The organism is Ruegeria sp. YTSA064 (genome assembly GCF_059610325.1).
Map to the genome: position 1 here is coordinate 148643 of NZ_JBXWNK010000012.1, position 17823 is coordinate 166465.

Annotated in this window: 17 protein-coding genes and 1 pseudogene; 16 read left to right on the plus strand and 2 right to left on the minus strand. The window is 51.7% G+C overall.

The genetic code is table 11. From position 1 onward, the window contains the following. Window positions 1-120: 120 nt before the first annotated feature. Window positions 121-357 carry a hypothetical protein gene (locus AC2FI7_RS18080; RefSeq protein ID WP_010443443.1) on the minus strand — a complete coding sequence of 79 codons (237 nt, stop codon included), beginning with the start codon at window positions 355-357 and terminating at the stop codon, window positions 121-123. 36 nt (window positions 358-393) lie between these two features. Between AC2FI7_RS18080 and AC2FI7_RS18085 the strand changes: the two genes are divergently transcribed. Beyond that, window positions 394-1065, plus strand: a complete 672-nt coding sequence (locus AC2FI7_RS18085) for a DUF1045 domain-containing protein (RefSeq protein ID WP_010443444.1) — start codon at window positions 394-396, stop codon at window positions 1063-1065. A 49-nt stretch (window positions 1066-1114) separates the two neighbouring features. On the opposite strand, the gene AC2FI7_RS18090 is transcribed toward AC2FI7_RS18085, so the two are convergent. Then, entirely contained in the window at window positions 1115-1855 is a 741-nt protein-coding gene (locus AC2FI7_RS18090) for a phosphate/phosphite/phosphonate ABC transporter substrate-binding protein (protein ID WP_010443445.1), read from the minus strand. 121 nt (window positions 1856-1976) lie between these two features. Between AC2FI7_RS18090 and AC2FI7_RS18095 the strand changes: the two genes are divergently transcribed. The 15 genes and pseudogenes from AC2FI7_RS18095 to AC2FI7_RS18165 all read left to right on the plus strand — a co-directional run. Continuing rightward, window positions 1977-2810, plus strand: coding sequence for an arsenate reductase/protein-tyrosine-phosphatase family protein (locus AC2FI7_RS18095; RefSeq protein ID WP_496833544.1), 834 nt, complete (start codon window positions 1977-1979; stop codon window positions 2808-2810). Beyond that, entirely contained in the window at window positions 2807-3805 is a 999-nt protein-coding gene (locus AC2FI7_RS18100) for an ArsJ-associated glyceraldehyde-3-phosphate dehydrogenase (protein ID WP_010443447.1), read from the plus strand. The genes AC2FI7_RS18095 and AC2FI7_RS18100 overlap by 4 nt, the downstream gene beginning before the upstream one ends. After that, window positions 3802-5067, plus strand: a complete 1266-nt coding sequence (gene arsJ / locus AC2FI7_RS18105; RefSeq protein ID WP_496816444.1) for an organoarsenical effux MFS transporter ArsJ — start codon at window positions 3802-3804, stop codon at window positions 5065-5067. The genes AC2FI7_RS18100 and arsJ overlap by 4 nt, the downstream gene beginning before the upstream one ends. Next, window positions 5064-6080, plus strand: coding sequence for an ACR3 family arsenite efflux transporter (gene arsB / locus AC2FI7_RS18110; RefSeq protein ID WP_010443449.1), 1017 nt, complete (start codon window positions 5064-5066; stop codon window positions 6078-6080). The genes arsJ and arsB overlap by 4 nt, the downstream gene beginning before the upstream one ends. Before the next feature lie 209 nt (window positions 6081-6289). After that, on the plus strand, window positions 6290-7291 hold the full coding sequence (locus tag AC2FI7_RS18115; protein WP_496816446.1) for a glycosyltransferase family 2 protein: 1002 nt from the start codon (window positions 6290-6292) through the stop codon (window positions 7289-7291). 1 nt (window position 7292) lies between these two features. After that, window positions 7293-8657 (plus strand): DUF2142 domain-containing protein, encoded by a 1365-nt coding sequence (locus AC2FI7_RS18120; RefSeq protein ID WP_010443451.1) that lies wholly within the window; start codon window positions 7293-7295, stop codon window positions 8655-8657. A gap of 29 nt (window positions 8658-8686) precedes the next feature. Continuing rightward, window positions 8687-9373: a class I SAM-dependent methyltransferase gene (locus tag AC2FI7_RS18125; RefSeq protein WP_010443452.1), complete on the plus strand. Its 687-nt coding sequence runs from the start codon at window positions 8687-8689 to the stop codon at window positions 9371-9373. A gap of 64 nt (window positions 9374-9437) precedes the next feature. After that, window positions 9438-10346, plus strand: a complete 909-nt coding sequence (locus AC2FI7_RS18130) for a lysylphosphatidylglycerol synthase domain-containing protein (protein ID WP_010443453.1) — start codon at window positions 9438-9440, stop codon at window positions 10344-10346. A 535-nt stretch (window positions 10347-10881) separates the two neighbouring features. Further along, window positions 10882-11826: a glycosyltransferase family 2 protein gene (locus AC2FI7_RS18135; protein ID WP_010443454.1), complete on the plus strand. Its 945-nt coding sequence runs from the start codon at window positions 10882-10884 to the stop codon at window positions 11824-11826. 195 nt (window positions 11827-12021) lie between these two features. Continuing rightward, the gene (locus AC2FI7_RS18140) at window positions 12022-13518 is read left to right on the plus strand and encodes a DUF7056 domain-containing protein (protein ID WP_010443455.1); all 1497 of its coding nucleotides are present in this window, start codon (window positions 12022-12024) and stop codon (window positions 13516-13518) included. Between the two features lie 440 nt (window positions 13519-13958). Then, window positions 13959-15275, plus strand: a complete 1317-nt coding sequence (locus tag AC2FI7_RS18145; RefSeq protein ID WP_010443456.1) for a TolC family protein — start codon at window positions 13959-13961, stop codon at window positions 15273-15275. Between the two features lie 505 nt (window positions 15276-15780). After that, window positions 15781-16029: a hypothetical protein gene (locus tag AC2FI7_RS18150; RefSeq protein WP_029622247.1), complete on the plus strand. Its 249-nt coding sequence runs from the start codon at window positions 15781-15783 to the stop codon at window positions 16027-16029. Between the two features lie 235 nt (window positions 16030-16264). Beyond that, window positions 16265-16537 carry a putative toxin secretion ATP-binding protein gene (locus AC2FI7_RS18155; protein WP_010443460.1) on the plus strand — a complete coding sequence of 91 codons (273 nt, stop codon included), beginning with the start codon at window positions 16265-16267 and terminating at the stop codon, window positions 16535-16537. A gap of 41 nt (window positions 16538-16578) precedes the next feature. Then, window positions 16579-16743 carry a P-loop NTPase family protein gene (locus AC2FI7_RS18160; RefSeq protein ID WP_220669803.1) on the plus strand — a complete coding sequence of 55 codons (165 nt, stop codon included), beginning with the start codon at window positions 16579-16581 and terminating at the stop codon, window positions 16741-16743. Window positions 16744-17013: 270 nt separating this feature from the next. Then, window positions 17014-17340, plus strand: a pseudogene (locus tag AC2FI7_RS18165) (beta-barrel domain-containing protein); the annotation flags it as partial. Window positions 17341-17823 lie beyond the last annotated feature (483 nt).

A 17823-nucleotide genomic window follows, 5' to 3' on the forward strand; every position in this document is an offset into this window, starting at 1 on the left:
CATCTCGAATCCCGGTGCATTCCCTCTAAGTTTTAAGATTGCAGGGAATGGGCAACGAAAAGGTGGGCGCAATTCTCAAAGCCCTAGAGACAACCCTTTTCTACCTGCGATTAGTCAAGGTTACCTGCCGTTAAACAGCGCTTTTGCGATCGCTCCAGGTGCCGAGCAATGGGGGGTGAGGGCGCGGTTCATAGACCCAATGTGCAGTGCATAGAATACAGTGTTGAGGCCAGCGCGAAGGCGGTGCTCCCATTCTTGAGTATCCGCAACCACGCCCTGTTCGGTGGTCACAGCCCCGGTTAAAACCTGATCAGGCAAAGCCAACCGCACCTTGGCAAGCCACGGAATGCCTGACACATCGCTATCACAGAGGATGCAGGATAAGAGGAGTTCATGTCGTATACTCGTTTTGCGATCTACTATGTTCCACCCCAGGGGCCGTTTGCCCGTTTCGGGGCATCCTGGCTCGGTTGGGACATTATCAGCGCGTGTGAAGCGCCTTTATTCGATTTTCCCGGTTTGGATGGAATCACGATGACGCCGCGCAAATATGGCTTTCACGGAACGTTGAAACCGCCATTTCGGTTGGCCGGTGACAGCACAGCCGAGGAACTGCACATGCGCGTGGCAGAGTTGGCGTCGGGGCTTGCTCCAGCGAAATGCGACGGTTTGGAACTGACCAGACTTGGCCGCTTTTTGGCGCTGATACCGCGCGGCGAATCTAATGCGTTGCAACGGGTCGCTGCGGCCTGCGTCCAAGACTTGGATGAATTCCGAGCGCGCTTGTCTGTGGCAGAACTTGAACGGCGGCGGCGACCGGGGATGAGTGCCCGTCAGAATGCCCTATTGACCCAATGGGGTTACCCGTATGTGATGGACGAATTCCGATTCCACATGACCCTTACTGCACGGTTGCCCAAGCAGGATATTTCGGACTGGACAGAAACGATATTGAAGTCTCTGCCTGAGCTGCCGGTTCCGTTTGTTGTTGATCAGATCGCGTTGTGTGGTGAACGCAAAGATGGGCGGTTTGAGTTGATTCATCGCTACAAGCTCGCGGGTTGAATCAGATTGCCTTTCAATCTTTGATCCGAAGCTTCGATAAACGCTCAAATCAAGGTGGGTTGGGGATCTCGGTGTATTTGTCTTTTGGAATTCGGACGATACCACGCAATCCGAGAAGGCCCCGATCGAGCGGATCAAGGAGTTCGATCGCAGATTTCACTGCATTGAATATGGAATCTGCGTCATTTCCATTCGCGGTAATAAGCGGCAATCCAGGTGTAGGCGCGGTCCAATCCAGAACCCGCAATTCCTGTGCGAACGCATCATGCTTCTCCATCAGTTTCCAGGACATAGCGTCTAGCGATGCGATGTCCGCACGTCCTGAGGCGACCGCTTGAGCTGATTTGACATGCTGTTCCGTGTGTAGGCGATTTTGAAACCAAAAACCGTGCTTGCGTAGATGCCAGTACGGAGCAGCGTAACCTGACTGCGAGAATGTCTGATTAAACGCAAAGATTGACTCGCTGAATTCTACGATGTCCTGTCGGGCATCATCGGAACGCACGACAAGTGCACTTCGATAATATCCTGGGGGGCAGCCTTCAAGCCCGTAGTCCGGTGTGCCGACCAGCTCGACCAAGTCATGCAGCCAGATGCGATACGGCATGCCGCAAGTCTGGCTTAATACCAAATTCGGGTTTTTCCAGACAAAAAACTCTTCTGCGTTCTGAGAGAGATGTTCGGGGCCATCTATACCTAATTCATTCAGGTTCCGAAGTATCAGCTGCCAATACCGATCATGGGCTGCTGCCAGCTGCGGGCGCTGATACATCATCAGATTTGCAATCATTCTGTTCAGAGCCTTGGTTGGTGCACACTGTTCCTTTGGTTAGCATGTCTGTCTTGCATTGGAAGTCCTGGCTCATAGAAAGTAATTGCATCCTAGATATAATTTTAATATTTCACGAAATATGGAATCATATATCTCAAACCAACTTAACACATTAGGCCATCCACATCGGCTAGCGGTGTTTCGGATGCTTATGCGGCGATATCCTGATCGGGTACCGGCTGGAGAGCTGGGTTCGGCGCTCGATATCAAGCCCAGCACCATGTCGAGCTATCTTAGTGCACTGCAGAACGCTCAGATCATAAATCAGCAGAGGGTTGGAACTTCTTTGCTCTATGCAATTGATATGCATTCTGTGCGGAAAATGCTCGACTACTTATTCTTGGATTGCTGCCTCGGACGACCTGATTTGTGTATGCCCTTCGATTTGGGAAATGACGTCGAGGATGATCGGAAATTCAACGTGCTGTTCCTCTGCGTAGGAAATTCAGCCCGCTCTATCTTTGCGGAATCGCTGCTTCGCGAAATTGCCGGGGATCGGTTCAATGTATTCTCGGCAGGGATCAAGCCTTCCTCTGAATTGAACCCGTTTGCCCTTCAGGTGCTGAAAGACAAAGGCCACGATATCTCGGCTTTGCATTCAAAGAACATAGCTGAATTCTCAGGGCCGAATGCACCAGACCTCGATTTCGTTTTTACGGTTTGCAATCAGGCGGCAAACGAGGAATGCCCGGCTTGGGATGGCCAACCGATCAGCGGTCATTGGGGCATGGCGGATCCGGTCAAGGCCGAGGGTACCCATGCGGAGAAGGGCCTCGCGTTTCAAAACGCCTATGGTGCACTTAAACGTCGGATTGAGGCCTTTTCTGCGTTGCCGGTCGAAAGCCTTGATCGCCTCACCTTGCAATCCGCCATCGATGAAATCGGCAAATCTGCCGCTGAGAGTACAACATGACAACTTATGCAGTGAATGGCCTAGGCCGGATGGGAAAGCTTGCCCTGAAGCCGCTTTTGGAACGCGGGGCACGTGTCGCATGGATCAACGACGCGGTGGGTAACGCCGCAATGCACGCGCACTTGTTAGAGTTTGATTCTGTGCACGGCCGTTGGGCTGGGTCTTTCGATCATGATGACGAAAGCATCACCATCAATGGAACGCGCATACCGTTCGTCGGAACAAACGACCTGACAAAACTCCCACTGGATGGCATCGACATGGTGATCGATTGCACGGGTGCCTTCAAGACCGAGGTCAAGTTGGCCCCGTATTTTGAAGCCGGTGTTAAGAAGGTGGTTGTCTCTGCGCCGGTCAAGGGCGGTCCGGCCTCTAACATTGTATATGGTGTCAACGAAGATACATATGACCCCAAAATGCATCACATTGTGACTGCAGCATCCTGCACGACCAATTGTCTCGCTCCGGTCGTAAAAGTCATTCATGAAAACCTTGGAATCCGGCACGGGTCGATGACCACGATTCATGACGTGACCAACACGCAGACAATGGTAGATCGTCCCGCCAAGGACCTGCGTCGTGCGCGCTCGGCATTGAATTCGTTGATCCCAACCACAACTGGATCAGCAACGGCCATTACGCTGATCTATCCGGAACTAAAGGGTCGATTGAATGGCCATGCCGTGCGTGTTCCATTGCTGAATGCGTCGCTGACAGATTGTGTTTTCGAGGTTGAACGAGAAACAACCATTGAGGAGGTCAATGGCTTGTTCAAGGCTGCCGCTGAAGGGCAACTCAGCGGTATTCTAGGTTATGAAACGCGACCCTTGGTGTCGGCAGATTATACAAACGACCAACGCTCTTCGATCGTTGATGCACCTTCAACCATGGTGGTGAATGGCACCCAGGTGAAAATCTATGCGTGGTATGACAATGAATTCGGATATGCGCATCGCCTGGTCGATGTTGCCTTGATGGTCGGGGCATCATTGTGACGCAAAGACCTGATGGTCTGCCGGCCTACATCGCCGTAACGGCCGCCTATTGGGCGTTTATGCTGACCGATGGGGCGCTCAGGATGCTGGTGCTGTTGCACTTTCATACTCTGGGCTTCTCTCCGGTGCAGTTGGCTTACCTGTTTGTTTTATACGAGATCGCTGGAATGGTGACCAACCTCGCTGCAGGTTGGATTGCGGCCCGGTTTGGGCTGGCGGCAACTCTCTATGCAGGCCTGGCGCTGCAGATCGTGGCCTTGCTAGCGCTGACGCAGCTTGACCCGCAATGGGCCATGAGTGTTTCGGTGGCATTTGTGATGATTGTTCAGGGGGCAAGTGGGGTCGCCAAGGACCTGGCAAAGATGTCGTCAAAATCGGCAGTCAAACTGCTTGCCCCAGCCGAAGGTGGCGGTCTATTCCGATGGGTTGCCATCCTGACAGGATCAAAGAATGCCGTGAAAGGTATTGGTTTCTTGTTCGGGGCGGCGCTGTTGGCGACTTTGGGTTTTAATTGGGCCGTTTTACTTATGGCGATTATACTGGCTGTGGTTTTGGGTGCTATTCTTGCCTTCATGCCAGTCGGTCTTCCCAATGGGCGAAAGGGCGCCAAGTTCTCTGAGGTCTATTCGAATTCGGCCAATGTAAACTGGCTTTCGGCGGCACGGGTCTTTTTGTTCGGCGCGCGGGACGTTTGGTTTGTCGTCGGCATTCCAATCTATTTCTATGCCGTGCTATCCGATGGCACTGAGGAAGCGAACCGCGCGGCCTTCTTTATGATCGGCACGTTTATGGCCATCTGGGTGATATTATACGGTGCGGTTCAGGCCAGTGCGCCAAAAATCCTGCGCGCGTCTGAGCGCTCTGAACGAGATTTGATACGCGCCGCACGTGACTGGGCTGCTGTTTTATTCTGCATCCCAGCAATTCTGACTGTCGCAGCCCTGCTGTCTACAGGGGCGCAGGCATGGCTGACCTTTGCATTGGTGATTGGTTTGCTGCTCTTTGGGGCTATATTCGCGATCAACTCTTCGCTTCATTCCTATCTGATCCTGGCATTCACCAAATCTGAAAGGGTCACAATGGATATAGGCTTTTACTATATGGCCAATGCCGCGGGCCGATTGATCGGTACCGTTCTGTCTGGCGTGACCTATCAATTGGGTGGGCTTCCATTTGTGCTGGGCACTGCAGCAATCATGATCGGCCTTTCTGCACTCATATCCTGTAAACTTACAGCACCGACCAATGAGGCAATCTTATGAGTATCTTTGAACGCTACCTGAGCGTCTGGATCGCGCTTGCCATGATCGGGGGTGTATTAATTGGCCAGACAGTGCCCGGGCTGGTCGAGGTTATCGCATCGGCAGAGGTAGCGAGCGTTAATCTGGTTGTGGCGTTGTTGATCTGGGCAATGGTCTATCCAATGATGGTTGGCGTTGACTTTAGTGCTGTCGCGGGCGTTGCGCGTCAGCCTCAGGGCTTGATCATCACCCTTGTCGTGAATTGGCTGATAAAGCCTTTCACCATGGCGATCCTCGCTGTTTTGTTCTTTGAGTTCGTCTTCGCCCCATGGATACAACCTGAAGACGCGGCTCAATACACTGCGGGCCTGATCCTGCTTGGGGCTGCTCCGTGCACTGCAATGGTTTTCGTCTGGTCGCAACTTACAAAAGGGGACGCAACGTACACATTGGTGCAGGTCTCGGTGAATGATCTGATCATGGTTGTCGCGTTCGCGCCAATAGTAGCATTTTTATTGGGCGTCACAGAGATTTCGGTTCCGTGGCAAACGCTTGTCCTGGCAACGGTACTCTATGTAGTTCTGCCCTTAATAGCCGGGTTGATCACGCGCAGGTGGCTTGGGTCGCAAGATGCAATCGATACATTTTCGACACGTGTAAAGCCCTGGTCGGTTATAGGTTTGATCACCACAGTCGTCATTTTGTTTGGCCTGCAGGGGCAAACGATTTTGGCCCGGCCATTTGTAATTGCGCTGATCGCTGTGCCCATATTGGTTCAGAGTTACAGCATATTTTTCTTGGCTTATGGTATGGCCTATGCGTTGAAAGTTCCGCATCGAATTGCTGCTCCTTGCGCCATGATCGGAACCTCGAATTTCTTTGAACTTGCGGTTGCGGTTGCCATCAGTTTGTTTGGTTTGAATTCGGGTGCGGCGCTGGCAACCGTCGTTGGGGTGCTCGTCGAGGTCCCGGTGATGTTGTCATTGGTGGCATTTGCAAATCGCACTCGTAGTCGGTTTGCAGTGCCGGAATAATCGCCACAAACTTCTTACGAACTGTCATGCTCTGATTGAATTTTGTTTCCAACCAGGAGTTCAGCGAAGCATTCCAGATCGCGCGTGTGGGGCTTTTATGCAACGTGCGTGTATTATCGCTTTTGGTCGTTTTGCGCGGAATTCATCACTGACATAATTACAGTTTGTGAGGCTAGGAGTGGACCCGAGGTTCAATCGGGGAATCAAATATGCGCATTGCAGTCGTTATTCCCTGTTTCAAGGTCAAGCGCCACATTGAAGATGTGATCGCGCGTATCGGTCCAGAAGTAGAGCATATTTTTGCAGTCGATGATGCCTGCCCCGAAGATTCTGGTGGTTTCATTGAAAAAACAATAAAGGATCCCCGCCTGACAGTTTTAAGGCATAAGACAAACACTGGTGTGGGTGGAGCTGTCATCACGGGATATCGGGCAGCATTGGATGCAGATGCCGAAATAGTCGTGAAGATTGATGGGGACGGTCAAATGGCCCCTGAATTGATCTCTCAGTTTGTACAACCGATCGCAGTTGGGGAAGCCGATTATGTAAAGGGTAATCGGTTCTATTCGGGTACTGCGGTGAGGGAAATGCCCTGGGTCAGGCTGTTCGGCAACGCGTTCCTTAGCTTTATAACGAAGCTATCAAGCGGGTACTGGAGCATATTTGATCCAACCAATGGGTTTACCGCGATACATGCCCGTACGCTCGCCTCAATTGATCTCGACAAAGTATCCCAGCGATATTTCTTTGAAAGTGACATGCTCATTCGTCTCGGTGATCTGCGGGCTGTCGTGATCGATATCCCTATGCGAGCTGTCTATGCCGACGAAGTCAGCGGGCTTCGCGCCGGACGTGTCATGTTTGAATTTCTTTGGCGCCATTTGGTCGCCACACTAAAGCGCGTTATCTACATGTATTTTCTGCGCGATTTCTCTCTTGCGTCGTTGAACCTCCTGTTCGGAGTCCTTCTCTTGGGGTTTGGGGTCATTTTTGGTGCGGTGGCATGGTCAGAGTCTGTTGCGACCGGTGTGCCAGCCACGACCGGAACCGTAATGCTTTCGGCATTACCGATTGTCCTTGGATTCCAGATGCTCCTGTTTTTTGCAAGTTATGACATTGCATCTGAACCAAAGGTCCCAATTCAACGTCTACGGATCACCCGGCGCATACCGATGCTTGTCGGCAGTGGCGCAAAGATAGACGATAAATAACATGACGTACGATCGGAGTTTGCTTGCGGTCTTGTCAGTGTTCTGTGCCGCATTGTGGATAGGCCTGCTGACACCGCCTTTCCAATCCCCCGACGAATTCGATCACGTCGAACGCGCCTATTTGCTCTCGAAAGGTCAGTTCCTGTTAAGCACTGACGAGGGTCGGGCATCAGGCGGGAATGTGGACACTGGGTTGCTCGACTATATGGCGCAGTTCAAATCCTTGCCGCATCACCCGGAAGTCAAGGTCACTTCAGCGCAACTGAATTCTGCGAAAGACATAGATTGGAGCGGCAAGCGCGCCTACGAAACACTGCCTGGAACAGGGTATTATTTCCCTCTTATTTATTTACCCCAAGCACTGGCTCTCGCGTGTGGAGAGTTCCTGGGTCAAAGTGTCGATGCCAGCTATAAACTTGCGCGACTTTTTACTCTTGGCGCGGGGTCGTTGATTTTGCTTGCGGCATTTCGAATTATGGTGCCTTCGGCCTTGGTGATAGCACTATTATTCCTCCCGATGACGCTGTTTCAGGCTGCATCAGCCAGCATTGACTTCATATCCACGGCGATGGTGCTTCTGATAATCGCGCTATACCTCGACATAATGAAAAGAAGCACTCGGCCAAGTATTCAAAGGATGCTTGGATTATCGGCCCTGATTTTCTTACTTGCAGGGTGCCGTTTGCACATGGCGCCACTTGTGTTGTTACCCCTGACGTTCGGGGTTCGCTTTCGGAGCATTCCTGCAATTTCCCTATTCATGGTTTTATGTATCGCGATCATTTCCTGGTATGGATTTGCATTATCCATAACTAAGGATATGCGCGTAGATTTAGGTGCGACCACGACCCAGATCTTGGAATATTATGTGCTCAATCCCTGGCAGTTCGCGGACACTCTTTGGGCCACGCTTTCGGACGGACAAAGAACTCTTTACTACCTTCATACATTTTTAGGAATTTTGGGGTGGCTGGATGTGCCATTCTCTCCTCAGACCTACACTACATTATTTCTTATTGTCCTGTTGATCCTGATGTTTGCGATACTTCAGGGAAGAATAGATGATGGGCTGTCTTCATTTGCCTTGATTTCATCTGCATTTGGTGGGTTCTTCATAGTTTTCTTTTCACTTCTAGTAACTTGGACGCCCCATCCCGCCTCAGCTATATTGGGTGTCCAGGGCCGTTACTTTTTGCTACCCATCCTATTTCTGGCCTGTCTTTTCCAATCGCGTGGAACTATCGATGGCAGGGCAAGAAAATACAGAATGGCTGAGAATGTGCTGCTGATATTACTGTTGTCATTTTCCCTGTTCGCAACGTCTGAAGCCTTGGAAGCAAGGTATTACTTCTCCAGCAACATATAGGCTTGCGTAAAATGCAGGAGGCCAACGAGATGAAAAACTTTGTAGAGAAACCGGATTGGTCGAACTATGAAGAAAATTGGCTGGCGAACTATGACGCCTCAAATTACGGCTCAAGCTTAAGTGCGCGTATTTTACGTTCGACGCATAACTTGGTTGAGAAAAATGCCGGCCTTGATGATCACTACGGGACGGTTCTTGAGCTTGGCGTTGGCACGATGGCACATTTCGGCTGCGTTCAACATGGTTTCGAGCGATACATCGCTTCCGACCATGATCCAAAAGTAATCGATTGGTTAACCAAGCGTAGTTGGGACCCACGCGTCGAGATCAAGCAGCTTTCAGGTGCCAGGCTGCAATTTGAAGACGATAGTATTGATCGCGTGATCGCGACCCATGTTTTGGAGCACATTCCTGATCCGGTAAGTGCGTTGGAGGAGTGGGTTCGCGTTATCCGTCCGGGCGGGGTACTATCGCTGATCCTCCCGTGTGACCCCGGACTTGCGTGGAGGATTGGGCGAACGTTAGGGCCGCGAAAACGCGGTTATGCAGCGGGCCTGCCTTACGATTATTACATGTCAGTCGAGCATGTAAATGCGATCTATAACCTGCATCAGATTATTAAGTTTCATTTCCCAGAACGCCGTACCAAGTGGTGGCCCATGCGGGCCGCAATTCCGGACATTAACCTGATATACGGGGTTAATTGCTTTGTCTGATGGGACAAAAACACTAACTCGCAATAAACGCCTCCGTTGGACCCTGGCAGGGCTCATTGCAGGATTGGCGCTGCTGGTTGTGCTCATACAAAAAAGTGGAGCAACTCTGTCGGGTATTTCTCAGGTACTGGGCGGCGTACCCTGGCCTATTTACGCGCTGATTATGTTGACGCAAAGCATCATTGTTGTGGCCGCGGCAATGAAGTGGCGGATCGTGCTTTCAGAAACACTGGATATTCAGACAATATCCTTGGGAACGGCCACCTCTGCAACGGCGACCGGTGCGCTTTTGGGGCAGATAATTTCGATACAGATTAGCGTCCCGATTGTCCGCGCGTGGGTTGCGAGCAAAAGCGGCATCCGCGCCCGCGCCGCTGCGGGTACCTCACTATTTGAGCAATCGTTAGAGCTTTTGACGCTGGGAATTGCGGTACTGGCCGGCCTTGTGTTTGTTGCGTTGGGTGCGGCTTTTGCGACATTCTCTTTGATCGTACTTCTCGGGGTTGTTGTCGCTGCGCTAAAGCCTGTCCTGCGTGGGAGTGCACTGGTGGTTCATCGAATTCGTGTGATGATAGGAGAGGGCGCGGCTTTGACGTCGCTCGCTGATGGTTTGAACCAAGCTGCTGACCAAAGATCCGTAGTTCTACATAAACTTATGGGGTTGAGCCTTTTGAGGTATGTGCTGATAGCGGGTTTGAATGTTGGTCTGATGGTGATGTTTTTGCCGGAGCTCGATCCCATGCCGCTTTTCGTCGCCTTCCCTTTGATACTACTTGTTTCGTCGATCCCGTTTTTACCTGCAGGATTGGGAGTGACTGAAGTGACATGGGCTAGCGCTCTATTCCTTCAGGGCATTGACGCGGCGACTGCGGCCGAAGCTGCGGTATCTTTGAGGATCGTAACCGTCAGCGGATTCTTGTTGTGTTACCCCTTCCTTGCAGCAGCGGGATTTAGGCGGCATCAGGATCTTTGATAGTGAAAAATCCGTATTTTGTCAGGTGGGTTCAAAGCACCAATTCCCTATCATGCTGGAATCTCCGGGCTGGGTAGTTGTCCAATTGGCTTTTTACTCACTGATGTGGATCAAACTATCGCGGCCTATTTGGTCATTTGGGAGAACCACAAATCAGTACGCGTGATGCCCCAATCTAGCCACAATAGCCTGATGAATCGGAAACAATCTGTTCTTGTTTTGGAATTCATAGCGCAAGAGAGTAAAAAAGAATGATAAACCCAATCGCATCAGATCTGACTTGGCAAAAAGAGCCCTGTTAGAAGAGCGGCAGCAACTAGCGCTACGGGCGATCAGATGGTGCCGGTTTTAGAAATTGCTGCTCACACCGCCTGAAGTGGAGGAGATGACCTAGATTGATGTACGCGCATATTTCCCGACAGCTAGGTCGCCCAATCGCAACATCAGTTGCGACAGATAATCCTTTGAGACTAGAGTCTTCGCTGATCACGATTGCCTTCATGATCGGTATACATACTCAAAGGCGCTGCACCCCATGACGCAGCCATGGCTTACCGTAATTATGCCAATCTATAATGGCGGGGACACTCTGGACGCTGCACTGTCGTCGCTAGATGGTCAATGCGAAGGGCTTGAGATTGTCGCCGTCAATCAAGGTTCAACGGATAATAGCCACGAACTTCTCGAGGCTGCGCGGTCACGTCTTCCAATCCGGATCATCGACAATCCCGATGCAAAATCATGGACCGAGAACACAAATCTTGGACTGCGAGAGGCAGCTTCGTCCCTTATCACAATGTTGCATCAGGATGATATCTGGTCGCCTGGTCGTGCGGCATTGCTGAAAGAAATGTCCTCACGATACCCGAATGTCGATATATGGGTTCATGGTGCGAATCTTATCGACCTTAAGGGCAATACGGTTGGCCATATGTGTCCTCCGTTTGGAGGTGCTCAGCGCGTTCTTTCATTCGAAGAGGCACTTTCGTACTTGATTGTTCAAAATACCGTTGCGTTGCCTGCGGTCATGTTCAGGCGGGCTGCTGCGATGCGAAATGGTGGACTTGATGAAGACCTTTGGTATACTGCTGACTGGGACCTTTGGTTGAGCCTCGCACAGAATGGATTGGCTTGGGATCCCACCTGCGCGGCATCGTTTCGTATTCATGCAGCTTCCCAGACCATGACCGGGTCGCGAGACCTGCAATCGTTCAAGCGACAATTGAAGATCCCAATGGAACGGCATCTTGTGCATCTGCCAGACGATCTCAGAAAGATTGCCCGTAAACGCGCTGATACGGCCAATGCTTTTAACATTTGTTTGGCCAGCCTGCACCATCGCAGATTGCGTGGATGTGGTTCAGCGTTAAAGGCAATAATCTCACTTGGACCGCTTGAATGGCGCGAGTTTCTCACCCGCTCACAGATCGTGAACAGGCTCGTGCCCCGGCTTAAGCTGGCGCTGAAAAGAGGAACATGAGATGAGTCCATTCAGAGCGCCTATTGATTGCGCATTTGAGGCAGACGCGAGGTTTGCTTTGACATCGCGACACCGTGGTATTTTTGAATTGGATTGTTTTTCACATCGCGTGAGAGGTTGGTTAAATCCAGTGACAGATCTTGAGATCACGCGCGATGAAACAAGCCAGCAGCGTTTTATGTGAGAGTGCACAGAATGACGGTGCGCACAAAGATCTTGCCACAAAACCTGAACCGCTCTGAACGGTTATCGTTTGCACTCAAAGCCTTTATTTTATTAAAGATTGCCTTTCTCGTTGTGCTGTCGGTTAATACTCGTTTTGTGATGGATGAGTTTTGGCATTTTACCCAACCCGTTTATCTGTTCGACGGAACGTTCGAGACGATCTGGCCGAAAAAGGCGGTCGGATATGCTCTGTTCTATGAATTCTCTCATCTGATCGGATGGGATGCGACCTCAATGCTGATAGCAGGCCGATTGACGACAGCTTGCCTGGCAATAGCGACCGCTTGGTGCGTCTACCTATGCACCCGTACTTTGGGGGCGGAACGTGTTACGGCTTTGTTAGCCGTTGCACTCTTGCTGAGCTTCAGTAATTTCATCGAACGCGGATTCCGCCTGCGTTCAGAACCGCTTGCTACGCTATTTGCGATTATGGCAATTCTGGTCGTCATTCGGTCTGGAACTGACCGCGCCAAGTCTCTTCTGATTGCTGGTTTGCTTAGTGGGCTTGCATTTGTAACGACCCAAAAATCAGTCTACTTCAATTTTGCGTTGGGGGCCGCATTGACTATTGATGCGCTCATCATGCGCTCAGTCGCCCGAGCGGTGAAGCGTGGGGTAATGCTCTTACTTGGGTGGGCAGCCGCAATAGCAGTTTACGGAGTCCTGTTAGGGGGCGCCGCGATGCCACAGGTTCTTGCCGTGCTTTTCTTTGGGCCAGCGGAACTTGCGTTCAACGGGGGCAGTTATTACGAAGGACTTGATGCGTTCGTCTGGCAAACGCTCAAGCGAAATTCCCTGCAATATGGTTTGGTGATATTTGGGCTTTTTGTTGCGGCCTCTCGGTTTGCCAAATGTGATAGCGCTGCACGGGTATATTTTACCTTTACGTTAGCGCTTTCTGCATTGGTCTTTTTTCATAATCAAACATGGCCGTACGTTTTCGTCATGGTGCTGCCGTTTCTGGCTTTCTATTGTGCCGACGCTGTCGCCCATTTGATGCAGCGGTCAGAAACGTGGTATTCGCGTGCCATTGGTGTTCTGGTAATTGTTGCTGTGCTGAGCACGCTGCGAAATGTTCAATATTTGGCCCACGATAACCGTGACCAATTTGCGCTTATTCAGCGAGCAGAAGAACTACTTGAGCAAGAGGACACCTATTTTGACGGCATTGGCATGATTCCCAGTCGTCGCATGGAGCCGCGCCTCTGGCTTGATGCACAAGCTGTCAACAATACGAAGTCTGCAGGCGAAGAATCTGCGCTGTATCAGGCGTTGCTCCGCTCCGAGCCAAAACTTATGATATTATCTTATCGTACAGACAATCTGGGATCGGAATTTGGCGCCGTGCTTGAGGCGAATTATGAGTTGCGAGCTCCGAACATTATGATGCCCCGTGCAACAAACAATTCGGTTTTGACCGATCCACGCGATCGTATTTTACTATTTGAAGGCGTCTACAGCTACTAAGGTTAGCCTGCGTTTATTGGGATCGGTATCGACTTAGAAAAGAGCCAAAGGTTCATACTGGGCTCGAGCGCCGATTTTCTGGATGCGGGTGGCGGTTTCGACAGGTCGATTGTGGCGCAGGTAGATGACGTCAACCGTGATTTGAAGCTTGAATTGATGATATCTGGCTGGGCATTGCGATCACGGATGTAGAACTGGCCGATGCAGTCGACAATGCATTGCAGGTCGAAGGAAGCGGTCTTTGGCTGCGTGCAGATGGTGCATTAGGGGCGGGACGTGCGCAGTTGTTGTCACGCTTTAATCTAAATATGCGTGCAAAGCATAAGGTTGTTTGTCCGTCAAAATACCCTTTTAACGAGAACTTTGAATAGCACTTTGTTAAGAATATTGACCGATGATTTGTTGTCTGGCGCATAATTAATACCAGGAGCATTGGCATCATGAAGGCTTGGTTGTCGGTTTTGATAACCACGATAGTTTTGGCTGGTTGCACTGAAGATATTCAGGGGACTCAGTCCTTTGATCCGACTGCAAAACCCGTGGAAGTACCCGCATCAGGTAGGAACAATCTGAAGGGAAGCGTTGCACATACCGATTTTGCCGAGCTGGTACGAACTTCGGTCGCTACTTCACCCACGACAGCCGCAGGCACCGCGAACGTTCTGGCATCGAAGTCTCGAATCGACGCAGAGCAGGGGGCATTTTTGCCGCAGATAGAGGCCGAAACGTCTTTGACGTCTGGCGGTGATCCGGTTCCAATCCTGCGGTTGAGCCAGATCATATATGATGGGGGCAAAGTCAACAGTCGCGTCGGATTGCGCCAGATCGAAGCCCGGCAGACTTGGTTAAGTGAGTTGTCAGAGCTGAACGCATTAAGTTTCGAAGCCATAGAAACCATAGTCAATCTGGACCGCAATCGTCGCCTCGAACAGCAGGCTCGGCAGAATCTGGACCGCACGGATATATTGGTTGACGACCTCCAGTCACGCTTTGATGCGGGGGCTGGATCTGTTGCAGATCTGCTGGCCGGGCAAGGGCGCAGGTCAAATGCCGAGACAGAACTGGCACAAGCGCAGACAGAAGTGGAACTGGCAACCGCAAACTGGGTAGAAGTTTTTGGGACCCGTCCCGGTGTTATTCCGACGATCCCACCGGCCCCGGCTTTGGCTGGGTCTTCGGCGCATGAGATGGTTGAGCGCAGCCCACGTTTACGGACTCAGGTTGCCGTTAGCCAGGTGCGCCAGCAAGAAGTTATCGTTGCGGAACGGGCGACTCGGCCGACCCTGTCCGCGATCCTTGAGACTGATTTCGATCAGGGGTTCATTGACGATGGGGCGCAGGCTCGATTGGGCGTGACAGTTCCGATTTACCAAGGTGGTTCCTCACGGGCCAACGTGAAAACGGCGCGCGCGAATCTTCAACAAAGCCAAGCCGATGAAGAGGAGTTGCGCCGCGAGTTGCAGCGTAATCTGTCTCGGGCGCTGGAAGAGACCAATTCAATCCAACGGCGGCTAGCGACAGCCCGACGCGCGGTCGAGATCAATGAGCAGGCGCTAGATGCTGCACGGGGTCAGTTTAATATTGGGCGCAGCACATTGGTTCAGATATTGGATGCATTGCGCGAACTGAACCTTGCGCAGGTGCGGGTAATTCAACTTGAAGCTCAAGCGCGTCGCGCCGAATATGCTGTGCTGGCGGTCACCGGTGACATCCTGGACGCTTTGGGTGTCGCTCAGCCTACCGATCCGACCTTGTGACAGTCCCGATGAATTCAGCCACCTCCGACCCGCTGATCAATCATCTCCGGCTATTAAAGGAACATCTAGGCCTTGGTTTGTCCGAGGCAGATCTGGCGGCGACAGGATCCGCATCTGAGTAGTGTGCTCTGGGTTCTGCGCGCCACGCGATCGCGCCGCAAGGAGGAGGACCGTTCAGCGCAACAGGGGAGGGGCATCGGTTCTGGCCTGCATTCAGCGACCTGAGCGGGGTTTACGTTCAGATAATGTTGGCCGCCGTGGTAACCAGCGTACTTGGACCAGCGACCTCTCTGTTCACGATGGTTGTCTATGATCGCATCCTGCCGAATTTATTGGCCTTGGTTGCTGGTGTTCGCTATGCGCTGCTGTTTGACTTTCTTATCCAAAATCTACGGTCGCGTTTCATTGACACAGCAGGGAAACGGGCGGATAGGAAGATCGCCGAACGGCTGTTCAATCAGTTGATGACGCTCAAGATGAAGTCACGTAGGGTCAGAATGGGCGAATGGGCTCGATCCTGCGGGACTTTGAGGTGGTACGTGACTTTTTCACCTCAGCCTCTCTGGTTGCTTTGGTCGATTTACCCTTCCTATTTGTATTTATCGGTGTGATCTGGGCCATCGGCGGTACTCTCGCGCTGGTTTCGGCAATTGCTGTGCCGATTAGTTGCTATCGGGGCTTTTGGCGCACCCATTCCTCAGCCGATATGCACGTGAATCTAGTTTTGATAGTCAGACCAAACAATCAGTTCTGATGGAAACGCTGACGGGGATGGAAACGCTCAAGACGACCGGTGCCGAACCGGTCATGCGCGCTCGCTGGGAGGAGACGGTACGCGCGCAGGCAGATAGTTCCGGCAGGACGCGTTTGCTGTCATAGGGAACGGTGAGCCTTACCTTTTTGGTTCAACAGATCACGCAGGTCACGATTGTGTTTTTCGGTGTGTTCCTGATCCGGGACGGGGTGATCTCCATGGGAGCACTGATCGCTTGCGTGATCTTGACGGGCAAACCCTGTCGCCTCTGTCCCAGTTGGCGCAGGTACTGACGCGTCTGAACCAAGCGCGCGTGGTTTATCACCAGATCGTTGCGATTATGGTGCAAGAGGTCGAGCGTCAGCCTGGCCGACGCTATTTGTCTCGGCGCAGGATCGAAGGTCAGATTGACTTCAAAGGTGTCAGTTTTGCTTACGATGACGCGTTGGGTTCGATTCTTAAGGATATCGATTTAGCGATCAAACCGGGCGAAAAAGTCGCGATATAGGGCCCGATTGGGTCTGGGAAAGCACTCTGGCGCGCTTGATCTTGGATTTGTATGAACCTGATACCGGGGCGGTCATGCAGGATGGTCTGGATGCGCGTGCCGTGGATCCGGCGGATAAGACCCGCAATATTGGCGCTGTGTTGCAGGATTGCTGGCCGTTCTCAGGGACTCTGAAGGAGAACATCATTTCTGGCCGGTTTAGATAATCTCTTCCGGCTTCGGTCGCTTGTTTGCCATTCTTGGTCCTCTATTTCTTAAACATAGCGGTGGACCATTTCAGATGGCGAGGCTCACAAACTGGCTTCGCCTGAAACCCGTATTCCAGCCTTTCAGACCCGTCTCGCACGTGCCGAAATTCGCGCACCGACACGCAGCATTGTCAATCAGGTTTTGATTTCGACTTTGGGCGGAGTGGTCCAGCTGGGTCAGACCGTAGTTGAAACGTACCGTTTGCCGAAACCGTCACAGTCGAGGCCTTTGTCGCGCCGGATGACATTGCCTTTATTCGATCTGATCTGGAGGTAAAGGTGCGTATTACGGCATATGACGCTTCACGCTATGGTGCCCTGGACGGGCGGGTAACGCGCATCGGCGCGGATACGGTACTTGCCCCGGATGGAGATACGTCGGTTTATGTCGTGGAGATACGACTGAGTGGGGCGTTGACGGACGCGGATGGGCAGAATCTGGACGTGATACCGGGAATGGTTGCTCAAGTTGATATGCTACCCGAACCAAAAACAGTGCTGGAGTATCTGACGAAGCCAGTCATCCGCGTAAAGGACAGGGCGTTTCGAGACTGACGGATTACGGCTGTTCTGTCCCCGTACTCATTTTGTTACCGCGTTGATATCACTTCACCAATACGTGATGAGTCCTGTGCTGGATTATGGCCGTTCCAGTTCCAATCTAGTTTGAATATTTAGCCATCGACTTGATTGCAGCACACCTAGGCTGGGCCTAAGTCGAACCAAGAACGAGCCAAACAAACATGTTGCAGCAATCCAGTTCTCTCGTTGGCCTTGCAGTTCTTTGGCTCATTGTGATTCACGTCTGGGTAATCACCCAATTCGACAGGGCCATGTGGCGTAATTTTCCGGTGGTCGCCCGGTGTTGTCACGTTTTTGAGCGTTTGTGCGGGTTATTTTGGCAATATTTCTTTGTTCAGGATCGTGCGGAAACGCCCTTCAATTGGTCAGAGCAGTCAGGGATTGGGTGCACCTACAAAAATGCTACTTCAACTGTTCCGCTCGGGTCGACGCGTGATTTGCGCCCCATTGGTGCGG

Bases quoted from the DNA above. Each gene is read 5' to 3' on its own strand.
- AC2FI7_RS18085 (WP_010443444.1), top strand. From the start codon at position 394: ATGTCGTATACTCGTTTTGCGATCTACTATGTTCCACCCCAGGGGCCG.
- AC2FI7_RS18090 (WP_010443445.1), bottom strand. From the start codon at position 1,855: ATGATTGCAAATCTGATGATGTATCAGCGCCCGCAGCTGGCAGCAGCC.
- AC2FI7_RS18095 (WP_496833544.1), top strand. From the start codon at position 1,977: ATGGAATCATATATCTCAAACCAACTTAACACATTAGGCCATCCACAT.
- AC2FI7_RS18100 (WP_010443447.1), top strand. From the start codon at position 2,807: ATGACAACTTATGCAGTGAATGGCCTAGGCCGGATGGGAAAGCTTGCC.
- arsB (WP_010443449.1), top strand. From the start codon at position 5,064: ATGAGTATCTTTGAACGCTACCTGAGCGTCTGGATCGCGCTTGCCATG.
- AC2FI7_RS18115 (WP_496816446.1), top strand. From the start codon at position 6,290: ATGCGCATTGCAGTCGTTATTCCCTGTTTCAAGGTCAAGCGCCACATT.
- AC2FI7_RS18120 (WP_010443451.1), top strand. From the start codon at position 7,293: ATGACGTACGATCGGAGTTTGCTTGCGGTCTTGTCAGTGTTCTGTGCC.
- AC2FI7_RS18125 (WP_010443452.1), top strand. From the start codon at position 8,687: ATGAAAAACTTTGTAGAGAAACCGGATTGGTCGAACTATGAAGAAAAT.
- AC2FI7_RS18135 (WP_010443454.1), top strand. From the start codon at position 10,882: ATGACGCAGCCATGGCTTACCGTAATTATGCCAATCTATAATGGCGGG.
- AC2FI7_RS18140 (WP_010443455.1), top strand. From the start codon at position 12,022: ATGACGGTGCGCACAAAGATCTTGCCACAAAACCTGAACCGCTCTGAA.
- AC2FI7_RS18145 (WP_010443456.1), top strand. From the start codon at position 13,959: ATGAAGGCTTGGTTGTCGGTTTTGATAACCACGATAGTTTTGGCTGGT.
- AC2FI7_RS18150 (WP_029622247.1), top strand. From the start codon at position 15,781: ATGGGCTCGATCCTGCGGGACTTTGAGGTGGTACGTGACTTTTTCACC.